At 42.3% G+C, this 19,155-nt stretch carries 20 protein-coding genes; all 20 read left to right on the top strand.

Features of this window, described 5'->3' with window-relative positions:
* Window positions 1-31: 31 nt before the first annotated feature.
* Window positions 32-553: a sulfur oxidation c-type cytochrome SoxX gene (gene soxX, locus PHC76_RS05680; RefSeq protein ID WP_299973505.1), complete on the top strand. Its 522-nt coding sequence runs from the start codon at window positions 32-34 to the stop codon at window positions 551-553.
* A gap of 15 nt (window positions 554-568) precedes the next feature.
* Window positions 569-1,039 (top strand): thiosulfate oxidation carrier protein SoxY, encoded by a 471-nt coding sequence (gene soxY, locus PHC76_RS05675; RefSeq protein ID WP_299973508.1) that lies wholly within the window; start codon window positions 569-571, stop codon window positions 1,037-1,039.
* A 47-nt stretch (window positions 1,040-1,086) separates the two neighbouring features.
* Complete coding sequence (soxZ, locus tag PHC76_RS05670) at window positions 1,087-1,422, top strand: thiosulfate oxidation carrier complex protein SoxZ (protein ID WP_299973511.1); 336 nt, start codon at window positions 1,087-1,089, stop codon at window positions 1,420-1,422.
* Between the two features lie 3 nt (window positions 1,423-1,425).
* Window positions 1,426-2,199, top strand: coding sequence for a sulfur oxidation c-type cytochrome SoxA (gene soxA / locus PHC76_RS05665; protein ID WP_300209849.1), 774 nt, complete (start codon window positions 1,426-1,428; stop codon window positions 2,197-2,199).
* Between the two features lie 10 nt (window positions 2,200-2,209).
* Entirely contained in the window at window positions 2,210-3,976 is a 1,767-nt protein-coding gene (soxB, locus tag PHC76_RS05660; RefSeq protein ID WP_299973861.1) for a thiosulfohydrolase SoxB, read from the top strand.
* A 41-nt stretch (window positions 3,977-4,017) separates the two neighbouring features.
* Window positions 4,018-5,532: an OprD family outer membrane porin gene (locus tag PHC76_RS05655; protein WP_299973856.1), complete on the top strand. Its 1,515-nt coding sequence runs from the start codon at window positions 4,018-4,020 to the stop codon at window positions 5,530-5,532.
* Between the two features lie 10 nt (window positions 5,533-5,542).
* Entirely contained in the window at window positions 5,543-6,454 is a 912-nt protein-coding gene (locus tag PHC76_RS05650) for an MBL fold metallo-hydrolase (RefSeq protein WP_299973854.1), read from the top strand.
* A complete protein-coding gene (locus PHC76_RS05645; RefSeq protein WP_299973851.1) occupies window positions 6,454-6,888 on the top strand; it encodes a DsrE family protein in 435 nt (144 codons plus the stop codon). Before PHC76_RS05650 ends, PHC76_RS05645 begins: the two co-directional genes overlap by 1 nt.
* An 8-nt stretch (window positions 6,889-6,896) precedes the next feature.
* Entirely contained in the window at window positions 6,897-7,805 is a 909-nt protein-coding gene (locus tag PHC76_RS05640) for a DUF302 domain-containing protein (protein WP_299973848.1), read from the top strand.
* Window positions 7,806-7,869: 64 nt separating this feature from the next.
* Complete coding sequence (locus tag PHC76_RS05635) at window positions 7,870-9,858, top strand: diguanylate cyclase (RefSeq protein WP_299973845.1); 1,989 nt, start codon at window positions 7,870-7,872, stop codon at window positions 9,856-9,858.
* Window positions 9,859-9,901: 43 nt separating this feature from the next.
* Window positions 9,902-10,846 carry a DHH family phosphoesterase gene (locus tag PHC76_RS05630; protein ID WP_299973842.1) on the top strand — a complete coding sequence of 315 codons (945 nt, stop codon included), beginning with the start codon at window positions 9,902-9,904 and terminating at the stop codon, window positions 10,844-10,846.
* Window positions 10,830-12,200 carry a M23 family metallopeptidase gene (locus tag PHC76_RS05625; protein ID WP_299973839.1) on the top strand — a complete coding sequence of 457 codons (1,371 nt, stop codon included), beginning with the start codon at window positions 10,830-10,832 and terminating at the stop codon, window positions 12,198-12,200. The genes PHC76_RS05630 and PHC76_RS05625 overlap by 17 nt, the downstream gene beginning before the upstream one ends.
* A gap of 45 nt (window positions 12,201-12,245) precedes the next feature.
* Entirely contained in the window at window positions 12,246-13,133 is an 888-nt protein-coding gene (gene lpxC, locus PHC76_RS05620; RefSeq protein ID WP_299973836.1) for a UDP-3-O-acyl-N-acetylglucosamine deacetylase, read from the top strand.
* Window positions 13,126-13,578, top strand: a complete 453-nt coding sequence (locus PHC76_RS05615) for a hypothetical protein (RefSeq protein ID WP_299973834.1) — start codon at window positions 13,126-13,128, stop codon at window positions 13,576-13,578. The genes lpxC and PHC76_RS05615 overlap by 8 nt, the downstream gene beginning before the upstream one ends.
* A 125-nt stretch (window positions 13,579-13,703) precedes the next feature.
* Complete coding sequence (thrB, locus tag PHC76_RS05610) at window positions 13,704-14,585, top strand: homoserine kinase (RefSeq protein ID WP_299973832.1); 882 nt, start codon at window positions 13,704-13,706, stop codon at window positions 14,583-14,585.
* 21 nt (window positions 14,586-14,606) lie between these two features.
* Entirely contained in the window at window positions 14,607-14,861 is a 255-nt protein-coding gene (locus PHC76_RS05605) for a DUF448 domain-containing protein (protein ID WP_366519972.1), read from the top strand.
* Window positions 14,851-17,364 (top strand): translation initiation factor IF-2, encoded by a 2,514-nt coding sequence (gene infB / locus PHC76_RS05600; RefSeq protein WP_299973829.1) that lies wholly within the window; start codon window positions 14,851-14,853, stop codon window positions 17,362-17,364. Before PHC76_RS05605 ends, infB begins: the two co-directional genes overlap by 11 nt.
* Complete coding sequence (gene rbfA, locus PHC76_RS05595) at window positions 17,361-17,726, top strand: 30S ribosome-binding factor RbfA (RefSeq protein ID WP_299973826.1); 366 nt, start codon at window positions 17,361-17,363, stop codon at window positions 17,724-17,726. Before infB ends, rbfA begins: the two co-directional genes overlap by 4 nt.
* A complete protein-coding gene (locus PHC76_RS05590; protein WP_299973821.1) occupies window positions 17,716-18,147 on the top strand; it encodes a ribosome maturation factor RimP in 432 nt (143 codons plus the stop codon). Before rbfA ends, PHC76_RS05590 begins: the two co-directional genes overlap by 11 nt.
* Window positions 18,147-19,151, top strand: a complete 1,005-nt coding sequence (gene ribD, locus PHC76_RS05585) for a bifunctional diaminohydroxyphosphoribosylaminopyrimidine deaminase/5-amino-6-(5-phosphoribosylamino)uracil reductase RibD (protein ID WP_299973818.1) — start codon at window positions 18,147-18,149, stop codon at window positions 19,149-19,151. Before PHC76_RS05590 ends, ribD begins: the two co-directional genes overlap by 1 nt.
* Window positions 19,152-19,155: the final 4 nt, after the last annotated feature.

Genomic DNA, 19,155 nt, shown 5'->3' with positions numbered 1-19,155 from the left:
ACTCCTCGAAATAAGAATTCAAGGAGAGCCAATGCGAAAAGTGATTATGCTCGGTCTCGCTACTTTTTTAAGTGCAGCCGATTTATCGCAGGTGATTGAGAGTCCGGATGCGACGGCAATTTTGAAAAAAGATGCCCTTCCTCTAGCAAAAATGTATACTATGCCTGAGGGGTGTGTTAGCGATGACAAAGCGGCCATTGCTCGCGGTCAGTACCTTTTTCATAATCTCAATGGAAAAGATGCCAAAGAGAATCCGCCGGAGGGTATCAGCCGTAAATTAGCGGATGGGAAAGACAAACAGTTCGGAAACTGTGTTGCTTGTCATAATATCGAAGGGGCAAAAGGGTACGGTAATATCGGACCCGATTTGAGTAAATACAAAGAACTTTTTATGGATAGCGGCGCTCGCAATCCTCAGTTCATGTATCAAAAAATTGCCGATCCACGTGTGGACAACGCACAAACTCATATGACGGTTAATTTGGCAAACGGTTTGTTTAGTGAACGCGAAGTGTGCGATTTAGTATCCTATATCGCAGCGGTTAAAAAGTAATTCAAGGAGAATATTATGGAAAGAAGATCATTTTTAAAAGGTTTTGGTGCAGCAGCGGCATGTGCAATGGCATTGCCACAAATCGCAAGTGCGGCGGAAGAAAAAAAGTCGGGTGGTCCGAATGAGATGAATTATGAGACAGCTGTATCGGCGATTACCGGTGGTAAAGCGTTGGTTCCATCACCAAAAGTAAAAATGGAAGCTCCTGAAATCGCTGAAAACGGTGCAGTTGTTCCGGTAAAAATCACAGTTGATAGCCCGATGAGCGCAAAAGATTACGTCAAAGCAATCCATGTATTGGCCTCTAAAAATGGAAACGTCCGTTGTGCAAATATCTATTTGAGCCCTTCAAACGGTGAAGCGTATTTTGGCACTCGTGTCAAACTCGGAGGAACTCAAGATGTTGTGGCGATTGCTGAAATGAGTGATGGAACATTCCTCACTGCAAAACAAAACGTAAAAGTAACCATCGGTGGATGTGGTTGATAATAATCAACTATCTCAATTAAAAAAATATAACCAAAGGATTTATTATGGCAGAGATGAAAACATTGATTAAAATCAAACCGAAAGATTATAAAGCGGGCGATATTGTAAAAATCGACTTTATGGCGATGCATCCGATGGAAACCGGTATGCGTAAAAACAAAGATACGGGAGAGATTATTCCGGCAAATTATATCGATGAGGTGAAATTTTCTTTCAACGATACATTGATTACCAAAATGGTGATTTGGGAGTCACTTTCGGTTAATCCGTTGATGTCTATCAGTTTTAAAGTACCGGGTGCCGGAACGCTCAAAGTTGTTGCAAAAGACAACAAAGGGCAAAGCGTAGAGAGTACGACGCAAATTACCCCTAAAGGATAAGTGATGCGAACTTTATCAATCAGTGCGGCATTGGTGTGTTTGGCACTTTTGAGTTCACTCAATGCGGAAGATAAACTCAGCATGAGTGAAGCCGATAAAGCAATGTATGCGGAGCTTCTCGAAAATAATCCGGCTGAGATGGAAGTGAGTGAGGGTGAACAACTGTTTAATTCCCTTATCGGCTCATCTGCCTATGCCAAAATGTTAGGTGTTAAAGAGAAAGATTTGCCAAAAACGATCGCGGGATTCCCTCGTGTTGTTAAAGCGGCTGGTAAAGTAGTTACTTTGTCTCAATCGCTTCAAATGGCGTTGGCGGATCAAGGTAAAGAGGTTTCCAAATTGGAAAGTCCTGAAATCGTTAAAATGAGCGCGTATGTCAAATCATTGGCAAACGGACAAAAAACCAATATCGATGTCAAAGCGAATCCGCAAATGAAAGAGATGATGGCTCTTGGGCAACAAGTGTTTGAAGAGCGTCGCGGTGGTCGTGGACTTTCGTGCAACAACTGTCACAGTGCCGACATCGTCGGACAACGTCTTCGTATGCAGGCTCTTCCTGATTTGGGTGCTGCTGTAACAGCTGCTGCGGGAACATGGCCGGCGTATCGTATGACACAGGGGCAAATGGTAACGTTGGACAAACGTATGCAACAATGTATGGAAAATGCCCTTTTGGCAAAAATTCCACTCGGATCACGTGAAATCGTTGCATTGGAAGTGTATGTCACGAACAAAACCAAAGGCAATGCGATACAAATCCCCGGTTTGAAACGCTAAGGGGGAGAGAATGGATTTATCACGAAGAGATTTTTTTCATATCGCAGCAGCTTTAGGTATCGGGTTGCCTTCATTGGCAACTGCTGGAAGCAGTGCAAAGCGTGTCGATGAAGTGGGATTGAAAGATATTTACGGCTTCAATGCTCGCGGAAATGTGACATTGTTACATATCTGTGACATGCATGCCCACCTCAAACCGCTCTACTGGCGTGAACCATCGACGTTGATTTCGGCTCCGAATTTGACGGGAACACCGGGATTTTTGTGCGGAGAGTCATTTTTGAAACATTACGGAATGCAAGGTAAAACCTTGGATGCCTATTTTGATACCTTTATGAACTTTGATGCATTGGCGCATAAATTTGGTAAAATGGGGGGGATTTCACACATGAAAACCCTCATCAACCATGTCAAAAAAGAGCGTGGTGCTGACAATGTTCTCCTTCTCGATTCTGGGGATACATGGCAAGGGACGGGCGTTGCCCTCAAAACGGGTGGTGAAGCGATCGTCAAAGCGCAAAACTATCTCGGTGTGGACGTTATGGTCGGACACTGGGAGTTTACTTACGGTAAAAAACGGGTTAAAGAGCTGATCGAGATGCTCAATGCGAAATTCATTTCTCAAAATATCGTTGGTGATGATTCGTTTGCCGATGATTTTGAAGAGTTGATTTTTGAACCGTATACGATTATGGAACGGGGTGGTGCGAAAATCGGTATTATCGGTCAATCGTTTCCGTTTACCTCGACGGCAAATCCGAAAGAGTTTACGCAGGGGTGGAGTTTCGGTTTACGTTTAGATACACTCCAAACGTATGTTGATAAACTCCGTAAAGAGGAAAAAGTGGACTGTGTCGTCGTGTTGTCTCATGATGGTTTCAGTGTTGACCAAGAGGTTGCCCGTCAAGTCAAAGGGATCGATTTCATCCTCAGCGGTCACACCCATGATCCATCACCACAACCGACAGTTATCAACGGTACGGTGATTATCATTGCCGGAAGTCACGGTAAATACGTAGGACGTTTGGATATCGATATCCAAAACCATAAGGTTAAAGGGTACGAGTACAAACTCATTCCGGTGGCATCAAATCTGATTCCGGCTGATCCTGAGGGTGAAAAATTGGTAAAAGAGTTGTACTCACCGTACGATTCAGAACTCTCCGAAGTGTTGGGGATTACGAAAAATACGTTGTTCAAACGCGATACGTTTCACTCAACATTCGATCAATTGATCAATGATTCTATTATCGATGCGATGGATTCGGATATTTCGTTTACTCCTGGGTATCGTTGGGGAACGACGGTGTTAGAGGGTGATTCGATTACGATGGATCACGTCTATGATATGACGGCGATAACCTATCCGAATGTTTATACGTTTGAGTTAACCGGATTGCATATTCGTACATTGTTGGAAGATATTGCTGATAATGTCTTTAATGCGAATCCTCTCTATCAACAAGGGGGCGATATGAGCCGTCTTGGCGGAGTGACCTATGAGATTCGTATTGGTGCGCCTAGCGGTAAACGTATTACCAACATCATGATCGGGGGTAAACCTCTGAGTGATTCAAAAGTGTACAAAGTCTCCTCATGGGGTGGAAATTTACAAAATGCGGGTAGCAATCTAAAAGAACAGCTCACTCGTCCGGTATATGATGTTACATCGGCGTATATTCGCCGTCAGAAAAATGTGAACATCAGCGGCAATAGTAATGTCCGTATTATGGATTATGACTGCGGATGTCCGAAAAAAGGTTCAAGAGGGTGCTAGTCCCCACCTCTTGTTAGTTAATAAAGCTTAAGGAGTTAGAAATGAAATTAGTCAATCTCAGTATCGTAGCAGCCGCTACATGTTTGTTAGCAACGTCGGCGTATGCCCTTAAAACAGAAGATCGTAACCTTAAAGGTAACTATCAAGTAGAGTACATAAAAGCACCGGGTGCTGTAAACTCAGTGACTGAAATGTTTACAGAAGGTGAACTCTATGGGCGTTTACGTTCTAATATGTTCTGGAATGTATGGGACAATGAACAAGGCGCGACTAATGCTACAGCCAAAACACGTGATAATAATATGTGGGGGCTTGGGGGAAGTTTAATCTATAAAACAGGATTCTTGTACGGTTTCGGTGCGACAGCAGGGTTCTATGGAACTGTTCCAATGCACGATGAAAATACTGTTCCTGGAAATACTGCAAACTTTGGTAAAATGGGTAAAGATACTTACCATACCCGTGCTGATGGTACTGAGGGGGGAATGGCTAATCTTGCGGAAGGTTATTTGGAATACAAGATTGGAAAAACTGATGCAAAAGTGGGGCGTCAAGGTATCGACAGCATTATGTTGGCGACCAATGACACTAAAATGATCCCTAATACATTTACAGCAGCACTAGTTGAAAATAAAGACATCAAAGATACGACGTTACGCGCAGGTTATGTAATGTCTCAAAAACTTCGAGATCACCAATCATTTCACAGTATTTTGGCATACGACTCGACATCTAAAGTAAATGAAAATGATGATTCGGGAGCACACAAAGGGTTGAGTGTTGCAAAAATTAATGCAGCTGGTGAAGATGTCAATCCTGAAATGATTTTGGTTACTGCTTCGAATAAATCGGTGTCAAATCTAAAGCTTGATGGTGAATATGTAGGTATAAGTGGGTTTTTTAGTACCGCTATCGCGGAAGCAAACTATCAAATCAAATTAGGCGATTCATGGACATTAACTCCAGGTGTTCGCTATTTGAAACAAATGGATGACGGTGCAGGTAAAATAGGGGGAGCAGCATTGAATGGAAACGTTACCGCTGCTTCAGCAAAAGGATACAGTAACCCGACAAGTGTTGACGGTAGTATTATTATGGGACGTTTAGTAGCGGCAAGTGGTCCATTGGAACTATCTGCCGGATATTCTAAAGTTGCCGATAAAGCGGATATTATAGCTCCATGGCGTGGTTTCCCGACAGGTGGTTATACCCGTTCAATGGCACAAGTCGATTGGGTAGCTAATACTAAAAACTGGGCTGTAAAAGCGGTATATGATTTTGGAAAAGCGGGTCTTGTACCGGGATTGCTTGTCGCAGCGGATTATGAAAACATGAACTTCGATGATGCTAAAATGTTAGCGGGTTCTAGTGTATTTTCAGATCGTACTATTTTCCACGTAGATGCATGGCAAACATTTAAAGCTATACCGAATACAGAGTTTAAATTCCGTTTTGCAACGGTGAATGCTGATCCTGTAACAACAACAGCTACGCCTGTTACAACAGATTATGCTTCATATAATGAATACCGTTTTGAAATTAACTACCTTTTCTAAAGGCTAAATGATGCGCCGATTATTGGGAACACTATTCTTTATCGTCACAAGTTTGAGTGCGTATGATTACGCACTCAAACCGGTACGTATTACCTCGGATGTGACCTGTTTTATAGGTCTACCGGAGGTGATGAATACAACCAACAACGGCAACATCACCAACAACTGTTATATCGATGCAGGCGATGGATATGTGGTAGTCGATACCGGCCCCTCATACGCCTATGCCGCATCGGCGTACAAAGCGATGCAACGTATTAAACCTCTACCAGTAAAACTTGTGATCAATACCCATATCCATGATGATCATTGGCTTGGTAATAATTTTTATACGCAAATGGGAGTTAGAGTTTTGGGTTCGGATGATTTCAAAGTGAGTGCCGATATGAGCACCCCTGCCCGAATGCAAACCTATATCTCTCCTAATGCATACGCACAGAGCGTTCCGACGATGCCAACAGATTTTATTTCTACCGATACCAATCTGAGCATTGGAAATCAAACGTTGCATCTCATCTTTGCAAAACAAAAAGCCCATACACTGAAAGATATGGTCGTTTATGTGCCAAAATCAAAAGTACTAATCGCTGCCGATTTGGTGTTTAACGATCGCCTCCCCTCCGTTCGGGGAGGTGACATCAACGGTTGGCTCTCTACTTTGGATGATTTGGATAAACTGGGAGCCGAACATGTTGTCGGTGGGCACGGATACAGAACCGATAAGAATGCCGCGCAGATGACGAGAGAGTATTTTATGCAGATGAGAGCGGAAATACGCGCAGCGATTGCCGATGGGCTAGGGATCGATGAGACGGTTAAAAAGGTGAGTATGGATACGTATAAAAAGTATAAGCTGTATGAGGGGACGCATCGCCAAAATGTTGAAACCTCTTATCGTACACTAGAATGGGAGCAACAATAATGAAACGGTTCATAATTTTATCGTCACTCTTCTCAACACTTGCTTTCGGGGATATTCGCCTTGCCAATCCCATTCCGACGATGGAAAAACCGCGCGAAGTGGTGATGGGGATCAGTCACGGGGATGATGAAGCGATCCATCACGGGCTGAGTACCGCGAATAATGTTCTCAAATTTTACGGACCTGAAAAGGTTCATTTACGGATCGTCGCTTATTACCACGGAATCCGTACGCTCCTTAAAAGCGAAAAAGAGATTGCGGTGCGGGTACGTGCGTTGCAACAGTACGGTGTCGAATTCGTAGCATGCGGCAATACGATGGAGACCAAAAAGATTTCTCCCGATCAGCTCGATGATGATGTCGAAATTGTCAGTGCGGGGATTGCCGAAGTGATCGAACGTGCCACTGAAGGCGCATTTTACATTCAACCATAGGAGTCAACATGAAAAAAATTGTTCTAATACTACTGGTGGGAGTTCTCTCCCTTTTTGGCGGAGATTTGCATCTCATTAGTGTCCCAAATGCGGATGGTAAGCTTAACGCGTCGGTGATTGAAAAAGCGTTAGAGGCTAACGGTTTTGTAATCGCGGCAGACAGCGAAATGAACGGTCCGTTTACAAAACAGTTCGGTCAAAGCGATTTTGCTCAGTTTAACCTTTTGACCGCGTATCATAAAAAATTAGCGGATTCACTGGTTAGATCTCATCCGGATGCCGGAATATTTGTTCCGATGGGATTTGGGATTTATCAACGTAACGGAGATAAAAATCTCCATGTCTCTATTCTCACTGCCGAAGCTATGGCAAAAATAGCAGGATTTAAAGCAAAAGAGTTTGGTCTAATCGAAAAAGAGGCACTCTCAACACTTAAAAAAGCGTTACCGAATGCGAAAATCACTATGAGCGAAACCTCCCTCCCTGCCGAGGGTACATTACTCAGCCGTTATGTTAAAGCAAGTAGTAGTGATAGTTGGAAAAGTGACAAAGATAGTACAGAGATGATGATTGAAGAGGGATTAAAACCTGCCGGATTTGTTTTGTCCAACTTTACCGATTATAACTTTGCCCTCAATGAGAGCAGTGTAGCGAGCCCGTTTGATTTTTACGATACCTATTCGATTTGCAAACTCAAAGTTATCTATACGGTAGCCAAAACACGTCCCGAAGCAGCTGCTTTTGCACCGTGTACATTGATGGTATATAAAAAGAAAGATGCTAATGAAATCGTGATGGGCTTTCCGGGGGTTTATAACTGGATGAGCAGTGCTCGCGTGAGTGACAGTGAAGCAAAAGCTGTTTTAGTACAGGCACAAAAAGATTTTGAAGCGGTTTTACAAAATACTGTTGAATAAAAAGTACTTCTTAATTATAAATTAAGCTTTTCGTTTTATACTTGATTCTAATTAAAGGTATAAAATGAGAATCAAGTTTTTAAGTACATCTATTATTTTACTATTTTTTTCGGTTTCTTTATGGGCTGATTCTGCACTAATCACTCAGAAGAAAGAGGCAGTAATCGGTGTTTTGGCATTTCGTTCTAAAGCCGAAACACTTCAAGAATGGGGACCTTTAGCTATCTATTTATCTAATAAAATACCCACACACCATTTTTCTATCCGTCCACTGACCTACGCGGAATTCAATAAAGCTGCCGCATTAAATGAGCTTGACTTTATGTTTACCAATCCAGAACACTATATTTTTCTCTCCTCTAAATACGAAGCAAGTCGTATGGCAACGTTAATTCGAGCTAATGTCGGTGAAAAAGAGCTGACTCAGTTCGGTGGGGTGATTATTGCCCGTTCTAATCGTCACGATATTCAAACCCTAAACGATTTGCGTGATAAGCATATTGCTGCCGTTGATAAATTTTCATTGGGAGGCTATTTGGCTCAAAGGGTATTGCTCCAAGAGAACGGTATCTATATCTCAAAAAATTCGGATATTCAATTTACCGATATGCCCCATGATAAAGTTGTGAATCTTGTCAAAAACGGTTCAGCCGATGTGGGATTTATCCGTACTGGTGTGTTGGAAAAAATGGTCAAACAGGGGAAAATAGATCGAAACGATTTCAAAATTATCCACCCAATGGGAAATTTTCCGCAAGCTCTTTCAACAGTTCTGTACCCCGAATGGCCATTCGCTTCATCTAAAAAAACGGATCGTTATTTGGCAAATAAAGTTGCCGTCGCACTCTTAAACTTGCCCTATGGCTCTGAGATAACCAAAACAGCGGGGTATTATGGGTGGAGTATCCCATTGTCATACGAAGGAATTCGGATGATGATGCAAAACTTACGGGTCCCCCCTTTTGATGAAGCTCCTAATTTTACTTTAAATGACATTATCCAAAAATATGCTTTTATGATTATTCTTAGTATGAGTTTGACCGTCCTCCTTCTAACTTTTTTTGTATTCAAAATGGGTAATATGACGCGAAAACTCAAACGTGAATCGGATGAGTTGGAAGAACAAATTCGTATTCGGAAAGAGGGTGAAAAATATCTTAAACGGGCAGCTAATGTTTTTCATAACTCAGGTGAGGGGATTGTTATTACCGATGCGCATAAAGTGATTATAGATGTTAATGAATCTTTTTCCTTTTTAACTGGCTACAGTAGCGAAGAGGTGTTAGGAAAAACGCCTAAAATTCTCCGTTCTGGGAGGCATGAGCAGTTCTTTTATCTTCAAATGGATGAAGCCCTTAATCAGGGAAAATCATGGCGTGGTGAGATTTGGAATAAGAAAAAAAGTGGTGAAGAGTATGCTGAATATTTACGTATTGACACTATCCGTAACCCTCAAGGGGCGATTGAAAATTATATCGGAATTTTCAGCGATATAACGGAACAAAAAAAACAAGAAGATTTGTTGCACCACATGGCAAATTATGATCCGCTAACTAACCTCCCAAATCGTCATTTATATATGACATTAGCGCAACAAATGCTCGGTACTGCAAAACGTCAAGGGTCAAAAGCTGTGGTAGTCTTTTTGGATTTAGATGGTTTTAAACCGGTCAATGATACCTACGGACACGAAATGGGAGATTACGTTTTAAAAAAAGTGGCACTTAGACTAAAAGAGCAATTGCGACAAAGTGATGCAGTTGCCCGTGTAGGAGGGGATGAATTTGTTATATTATTAAGTGATGCTTATAATAAAGGGGATGTTCACCCATTTTTGGAACGAATATTAAAATCACTCAAAGAGCCATTTGTTGTGAATAATATCACTATTACTATAGGCGCAAGTATCGGTGCGGCATTCTATCCTGATGATGGTGAAGATGTTGATATGCTTATCCGTTATGCAGATATGGCAATGTACCGTTCAAAACAAAATGGGCGGAATCAGGTAACGTACTTCGATCAAGAAAAAATGGGAAAAGAAGTGTTATAATTTTAGTATTTCAGCCTCTGGATAGGCTATTTTTAGAGTATTAATGCCTTTAACCCTTATCGATTCTGCTCATCACATCGTCCTCGTTGCCCATGAACATCCTGATGCTGATTCGTTGGGATCGGCATGTGCTTTTTATTCTCACGTTCTCCGATACCAAAAAAAAGTAACCCTCTATTGTTCCACAACGGTTGGCGATCATAATCTTTTATTTTTGCCATGGTCTGATAAAATTCGCCATAATTTTCCCGATGATGCCGATTTGGTCATCAGTTTTGATTGCGGTCATTTTAAACGGTTGGGGATTGAATACAGTGGTGAGCTGATTAACTTTGATCACCATATCAGTAACGAACAGTATGGAACGTATAACTGTATTGATGCAACCGCATTAAGTACAACGCAGATTCTTTATGGGTGGTTTGTTGCCAACGGTATCAAAATCAATGGTAAAATGGCAAATGCGCTTTATGCAGGCTTATTAGACGATACCGATTGTTTTAGTGATCCGCTTTGTACTAGTGTGGTTTTTGAGATGGCTCAGGCTTTGATTGGGCTGGGCGCTGATCATGAGCAATGTGTAAAATGGCTTTTTAACAGCCATTCTTTGGCCTCTATGAGACTCAGAGGGGTAATGCTTTCAAAAATGAAAATAGTTCATGATGGAGAAGTTGCACTTTTTGAGGTGGATCGATCCATGCTGGATTCTACCGGTGCACTCTTGCGTGATTGTAAAACTACTCTGGATGAGGCATTAAGCATTAAAACAGTTCGTGTTGCTTTGTTGGTCGTAGAATTAAAACAAGGCGGCGTCAAAATCTCATTGCGCAGCGATGGAAGCGTTAATACCGCACATATTCTTGAGGAATATGGCGGTGGGGGACATTATAGCCGCTCAGGGGCTCGGATAGCCGGTATCGAAATGGTCGAAGCGGTTAAAAAATTATTAATCAGTATTACAAGGGAGTTAGATGAGACGCAATCGTAACGGTGCAGGAATAGTAGGATGGGTTTTGGGTGCAGCAGCGATAGGGATGATTGGTTTTATGGCATTTTCACCCCGTTTTGAGCGAGAAGATCCTGTTGTGACGTTAAGTCATGATGCTTATTGGAATTTTAAAGAGCCGATTAAAGTTGATGTGAGTGACATAAGCGGTCTAAAATCTTTTAGTGCAACGATTGAAGGGACTCATGATGAGTGGGTTGTTGTCGATGAGACTACCCCATCCAAAGAGACTAAACGCCATTTTGAAATTCTCCCACCAAAGGGAAAGCGTACCAGTGAAGCAGAATCGGTTGTCCTTAAAATTAAAGCGACCGACAACAGCTTATGGGGACTTTTTATGGGGAATACAATCAAAAAAGAGGTAACTCTGGTAATCGATCAGCACCGTCCTACCCTCTCGATTATTGCTAACTCGTATAAGATCCAAAAAGGGGGATCGGCTATCGTTGTTTTCAAAGCAGATGATGCCCATATGGAGAGTTTGAATATCGAGACCTCTTTTGGTAAAAAGTTTATTGCTCAACCGTTTTATAAAAAAGGGTATTACGCCTCACTCCTTGCATGGCCGGTACAAAACGATACTTTCAGTGCTACCGTTGTCGCACGTGATAAAGCAGGAAATGAAACCCGAAGTTCTGTCCCTTTGCGATTGAAAGACCATGCGTATAAAGTCTCTAAGCTGGAACTGAGCGATGCCTTTTTAGATGGAAAAATCGCGGAATTAGCCAGTGTCTATAAGCAAACAGAGGGGATTGACGATCGCTTAGAGCAGTTTAAAGTTATTAACGAAAACGTCCGTGCCGATAATGAAAAAATCATCCATACCATCACCTCAAAAGTCTCAAAAGGTATGGTAAGTGATTTTAGACCAGCCCCTTTTTATCCATTGGTAAACGGACAAAAGGTAGCTGATTTTGGTGACCACCGTATTTACAGTTTCAAAGGAAAAACGGATCTTTCCAATGCTTACCATATGGGGCTTGACCTTGCTAGTATCCATATGGGGGCGATTACGTCATCTAACAGTGGAAAAGTGGTCTTTGCAGAATCCAACGGTATCTATGGAAATCTTCCGATTATTGATCACGGATTAGGGTTATATACCCTTTATGGACACTGTTCAGAGCTTGAGGTCAAAGAGGGCGATAGTGTTACGGCAAATCAACAAATCGCTAAAACCGGTTTGAGCGGATATGCGATGGGTGATCATCTCCATTTTGGTATTTTAGTCCAAGGGATCGAAGTGCGTCCGGAAGAGTGGATGGATCGTAAATGGATTAGTGATAATATTACCAGTGTTATTGATACGGCGAAAATGTTTATTGATCAGAAGTAAAACGGCTATAATAAGAACAACTATTCCCGAAGAGGATAAAAGGCAATGAAAAAACAAACCACAATCGGTAAAAGTGTTGAACTCGTAGGGATCGGTTTACACAAAGGGGTGCCGGTTCATTTACGACTTGAACCGCTTGATAGTAACAGCGGAATTGTTTTTTTTCGAAGCGATGCCGGTGTTTCTATCCCACTGCTTCCTGGGAATGTCGTTGATACTAAAATGGCTACCGTTATCGGAAAAGACGGGGTTTTTATCTCCACGATAGAACACATGCTTTCAGCGATTTATGCTTATGGGATTGATAATCTCCGTGTTATTGTCGATGCAGATGAAGTTCCGGTAATGGACGGTTCCTCGATGAGTTTTTGCATGTTATTAGATGAAGCGGGTGTTGTTGAGTTGGATGCTCCGAAAAAAATAATGCGGATTAAAAAAGAGGTTATTGTTCAAGAGGGGGACAAATATGTCAAATTAATCCCTTCCAATGATATGAATTACGATTTTACGATTAAATTTTCCCATCCCGTAATCGATAAACAAAGCTATGTTCTGAAATTTAATAAAGAAAACTATAAAAAAGAGATTGCCCGCGCACGGACGTTCGGCTTTGTACATGAAGTACAATATCTCCGTTCAAAAGGGCTTGCCCTTGGCGGAAGTTTGGAAAACGCGGTAGTATTGGACGATAAAAAAGTGCTCAATCCGGAAGGGTTACGATTCGGCGATGAATTTGTTCGCCATAAAATCCTCGATGCCATCGGTGATATGTCCTTGATAGGGATGAATTTTATTGGTAATTATGAAGCGTTTGCGGGAAGTCATGATCTTAACCACAAACTCACATTGGAACTTCTCAAAGATCCCGCAAATTATGAAATTTTAGAACTCTCTAGCGAAGAGTCCAAAGAGTTGGCAAAAGCGTATGCATGATGCAGTGGTGATTGCTCTGGGCTCACCATTGTGTGTCGGTGTGTATGATCAAAACGGTGATATTGTCGAAGAGATTATCTCTTTGGAAATGGGTTCCGATGCCCTTCCTAAAATTTTTGAAGATTTACTGAATCGTTACACTTTCGCCCATCTTATTTATGCGAATGGTCCGGGGAGTTTTATGGGGATAAAAGTGACCTATCTCTTTTTGCAAACACTCAGCATCGTCAAAAAAATCCCATTATTGGCGATAGATGGATTCTTTTTTAACCAAAATCACCCCATCAAAGCAGTTGGAAAGCTCTATTTCGTTAAAAATAGCAATACGATTTCGTTGCAACCGTTGGAAGAGGCTGTTTTGAGTGGCTTTGAACTTCCACGGAGGATATGTACGGAAAATTTTAATACCGAGAATGCCCCTTCTTATGGAATTGATGCACTTTAGGGATGTGTCCATTTCTCCCATATCCGAAAGATATGGGAAGCTTTAGGGGGTTGTAGGGACGTTAGTCCCTGCTACTTTGCGCGCTTTGCTTGTAAAGTGTTTAACATAGTTATGAAGGAAATAGAGTGTTTGTAAGCGTACCCGCAACCAGTGCCAACTTAGGACCAGGATTTGATTCACTGGGACTTGCTGTCGATTTACGTAATCGTGTAGAGCTTGTTCCGTCCCGTTTTTTTGCCGTTTCGATCAAAGGGGAGGGTGAAAATAACCCTCGTCTCAAAGGGAACAACCTTTTTGTCTCTATTTTTAACGAACATTACCGTCGTCTTACCCAAAAGCGTCAAAATTTTAAATTTACGTTTTATAATCAAATCCCTATGTCTCGCGGGCTTGGAAGTTCATCAGCCGTAATCGTGAGCGCTATCAGTTGTGCTCATGAAGCAGCAGGGGTAAAAGTCTCTAAACGCCGTATCCTCAATTATGCATTAGTCTATGAGACCCATCCGGATAATATCACTCCTGCGGTTATGGGGGGATTTAACTCAAGTATGGTAGAGAAGCAAAAAGTTTTTTCTCAGCAAAAACATATGCCTGATTACCTCCGAGCGGTGGTGGTGATCCCTAATAAACCGATTTCGACTGCAAAATCACGCACAACACTCCCAAAGTCATACAGTAAAGAGAATGCTGTTTTTAATCTCTCTCACACAGCAGTGACGGTTGGGGCGTTTTATAACGAAGATTGGGAGATGCTTCGTCTTGCTACCCAAGATCGTTTCCATCAACGGTTACGGATGAAAATGCTTCCGGAACTCTTTGATATTCAACGGATTGCGTATGAAAATGGTGCCTTGATGTCAACCCTCTCAGGTAGTGGTTCAACCTTCTTTAATATGGTCTATGACCAAGATGCTGCGATGATGGCCGATAAATTTGTGAGTGCATTTCCAGATTTTGATGTCAAAATCTTAAACTTTGACAACGATGGACTCGTTGTCGAACGATAACTAAAGAAAGATTTAGGTATAATGGCGCGAAATATAAATCAGCCTGTACGTATGTGCATTGTTTGTAGGGAGAGATTTACACAATCGTCTCTCGTGCGACTTCAATGCAAAGAAGGACATTTAGAACCCTACATGGGAATGGGGCGAAGTTTTTATCTGTGCAACACGTGTACCGATCATAAAAAAACTTCGGGGCAGCTAGCCCGCTACTGTAAGAGCAACACCCCAGCAGCGCTGATGAATCGTTTAAAGGAGATCGTCGTTAATGATGGATAAAGTAAGAGTTCATGAAATCGCCAAGGAACTTGGAATCAATTCTAAAGAGGTGGTGGATAAAGCAGCCGCTATGGGGTTGAATGTTAAAACTGCTTCAAGTACTGTATCAATGGAAGAAGCTGAAAAAATCATGAACTACATCATGAGCGGAGCAGCACATGAGTCAAGTGCTCCTAAAGCAGCTGTTAAAGAGGTTGTAGAGGAAGCTCCGGTTGTTGCTGTAGAAGAGCCAAAAGCGGTTGAGCCTGTTAGCGTTGTTGAGACAACTCCTGTTATTGAGGTAGTGGAAGAAGAAGCTCCAAAACGTTCTGGGCTTAAAATTGTCAAAAAAGCACGCCCTGTTGAAGTTGTCACTGCACCGGTAAAAAATGAGAGTGTAAATATTTCTCAATATGGTAAGGTAAGTGCAGAAGTACAGCGTGAGCTTGAAGCCAAAAAAGCGAAGAAAAATCAAAGTAATGCCCCTGTCAGCAAAAAAGAGCAAGGGGTACGTCTTGATATTTTTGGCGGTGATATTTCTGATGTCTCTATGGATTATGAAGATGAACAAGTAGTACTTCTTGATTTCAGTGATCTCCATACCAATATCCCTCCGGAAGAAGAGCAAAAACCAAAAGAGAAAAAACCACTCGGACGAAATTCAGGTAAAAAACAGGGTGCAAATCGTGGTAAACCGCGTCAAGTTTCTCGTGAAGCACGTAAAAAATATTCTAAAGATATTAAAGAAGATGAAGTTATTACTCACGTAGAAATCGCTGAAGATGTTCGTGTTTATGAATTTGCCGAAAAAGTAGGACAAACTATCTCTGCGGTTATCAAAGTCCTTTTTGATTTAGGGATGATGGTAACTAAAAATGACTTCCTCGGAAAAGATGAAATCGAAATTTTGGCAAGTGAGTTTGGGGTTGAAGTAACGACTATCGATCCAAAAGATGCCTTTAATCTCGAAACAGCTTACGATGAAGAGCACGAAGACAGTGAAGGTTCAGTTGAGCGTCCTCCTGTTATTACGATTATGGGGCACGTTGACCACGGTAAAACATCACTTTTGGATGCAATCCGTAATGCAAAAGTTGCACACGGCGAAGCGGGTGGCATTACTCAACATATCGGTGCATACTCAGTAGAGCAAAAAGGTAAATTGATTACATTCCTCGATACTCCGGGGCATGAAGCGTTTAGTGCTATGCGTTCACGCGGGGCTCAGCTTACCGATATTATCGTTATCGTCGTAGCGGCGGATGATGGAGTTAAGCCACAAACACGCGAATCGGTAAAACATGCACAAGATGCAAAAGTTCCGGTTATCGTTGCAGTCAATAAAATGGATAAACCGGGTGCAAATCCAGATATGGTAAAAGCCCAAATGGCAGAACTTGGACTTAATCCTACAGAGTGGGGCGGAGATGTAGAGTTCGTTGGTGTCTCTGCAAAAGCAATGACAGGAATCGATGAACTATTAGAAGCTATCTTACTTCAATCTGAAGTGATGGAGCTTACAGCAAACCCTGATGTCATGGCAAAAGCGGTCGTTGTTGAGTCTACATTGGAAAAAGGGCGTGGACCGGTTGCTACCGTCATCGTTCAAAACGGAACGCTTCATGTCGGTGATAACATCGTTTGTGGTGGTGCATACGGGCGTGTTCGTGCACTTATTAATGATCGTAAAGTGCAACTCAAAGAGATCGGACCGAGTCAAACAGCTGTTGTCGTCGGTTTGAGCGATGTACCGCCATCAGGTGAAGTTATGATGGTTATGGAAAGTGATCGTGAAGCACGTGAAGTAGCGCAAAAACGTGCTGATTATGATCGTCACCGCGAACTCTCATTGAGTACTAAAGCATCGTTTGATGACTTGACGTCGTTGATTGCCGAAGGTCGTATTAAAGCTCTTAAAGTAGTTCTTAAAACCGATGTTCACGGTTCTTTGGAAGCGATTAAATCAGCACTTGCTGATTTACGTAATGAAGAGGTTAAAGTTGAAGTTATCTCCAGCGGTGTCGGTGGAATTACCGAAAACGATGTTGCCTTGGTCAATAACAGTGAGAACTGCGCCCTTCTTGGATTTAATGTCCGTCCTACCGGTAATGTTAACGCGATGGCAAAACAGATGGGTGTAGAGATCAAAACTTACTCTATCATTTACCAATTGATTGACGATGTTAAATTGTTGCTCGGTGGTATGATGGCACCGCAATTTAGAGAAGAGAACACCGGACAAGCGGAAGTTCGTGATACCTTCCCAATGCCTAAAGGCTCAGGAACCATTGCAGGATGTGTGGTTGTTGATGGTAAATTGGTTCGTGGTGGAATGGTTCGTGTTATCCGTGAGGGTGTCGTTATCCATGAGGGTGATCTTACTTCTCTCCGCCGTTTCAAAGACGATGTCAAAGAGGTTACCAAAGGGTTCGATTGTGGTGTTGTCCTCAACGGATACACCGATGTTAAAGTGGGTGACGTAATCGAAACCTTCAAAAAAATCGAGACTAAAGTAACCCTGTGACACCGGCACAAATAAAAATCAAACGTACGGAGTCAATGCTCAAAGAGCTGATTCCTGAAGCGATTTCAGCTCTTGCTGATGCACGTATACGCGAAGTAGATGTTGTGGATGTTAAATGTTCACGCGGTCGTAGTGATGCAAAAGTCTATCTTGATCCCCATGATTACACTGCGCAAGAGCAAGCCGCATTTATAAAACTGCTGGAAAAAGTTCGTCCTATTATCGAAGAGCATTGTATGAAAGATCAAGGGTGGTTTCGTTCTCCCCGTCTAACATTTGTCTTTGATGATACGTTAGAGCGTAGCCGAAATATTGAAGCATTGTTTGCCAAAATTGCCAAGGAGAAGAAAGATGAGTCTTGAACGTGATATCCAAAAAATGGCAGAGTCCATCGGTCTTGCTTTGTATGACACGCAACTTCTGCACGAAAATGAGAATACCATCTATCGTGTCAGTGTAACAGCTCCGGGCGGTGTAACATTGAATCAATGTGCAGAACTCACCCATCTTATCAATCCCCTTTTAGACGTTACCTCTCCCGTAGGTGGTGAGTATCGTCTCGAAGTGAGTAGTCCAGGGATTGAGAGACGTTTGAAAACGTTGGATCATTTTGTTCAATCTGTCGGTGAAAAAGTAGCTTTGAGCACCATCGCAAAAGAGAAATTTGAGGGAGAAATGATGGGTGTCGAAAACGATGAAATCATTTTAATGACCAAAGAAAACGGGGAGCAAAGAATCCCTTTTCGCTCCATTAGCAAGGCTAAAACCTACTTCGAGTGGTAATGAAAACCACCGCTCATGCTATGAAACTCGCGCTCGATCTAGCGTGGGACTATCAACTCCTTACCTTTCCTAATCCTGCCGTCGGTGCAGTATGTATCTCAGCAGATGGAGCTATCCTCTCAGTCGGGGCGCATAAAGTTGCGGGTGGACCTCACGCCGAAGTCTACGCATTGCGGGATGCTTACTCACTCCTCAGCGGGGATAACACTTTAGCCGAGTGTTATGATGCACACACCATACACGATTATCTCCGAACCCATCACAACAACATTTTTAACTCTGTGTCGATGGCGGTGACGTTGGAGCCGTGTTCTCACAGCGGTAAAACCCCCTCTTGTGCTTTGCTAATACGTGACTTAGGGATAAAAGAGCTTTTTATAGCGTGTAAAGATCCGAACCCCCAAGCGGCAAATGGGGGAAAAATCCTCGAAGATGCGGGGATTAAATGTACTTTTGAAGTGATGGAGTCTGAGGGTCAGAAATTGTTAGAACCATTTATAAAATGGCAAAATTCCCCTTTTGTGTTTTTTAAATGGGCTCAACGCCTTGATGGAACGATAGATAACGGTATTATCAGCTCTGAAATGTCTCGTAAGCATGTCCATGCTCTTCGTGAACAATGCGACTTAATCGTGATTGGGGGAAATACCGTTCGACATGATCGTCCGAGCCTCGATGCACGACTGGTCAACGGAAAAGCTCCCGATGTACTGATTTACTCACAGAAAAGCGATTTTGATATCACAATCCCCCTTTTTAGTATCCCGAACCGCCAAGTATTTATCGCTTCTGATTTTGAACGGATAAAAGAGTATCGTCTTGTGATGATTGAGGGGGGAGTAGGGATGTTTGAAGCGAGTCGTGAGGTGTGTGATTGGTATCTCAGTTACATTGCACCCAAAATCGGAGGCGGTTTGCAAACTCTTGGAATCATTACAGAGGATTTTGAGGTACTGCACGCTAAAATCACCGATAATATTATCCTTTGGATGAAAAAGAAGTAGGAAT

The organism is Sulfuricurvum sp., assembly GCF_028710345.1.
In the GTDB taxonomy this organism is placed as follows: domain Bacteria; phylum Campylobacterota; class Campylobacteria; order Campylobacterales; family Sulfurimonadaceae; genus Sulfuricurvum.
Note: the sequence above shows the minus strand (reverse complement) of the source record. Positions and strands in the feature narration are given on the sequence as shown.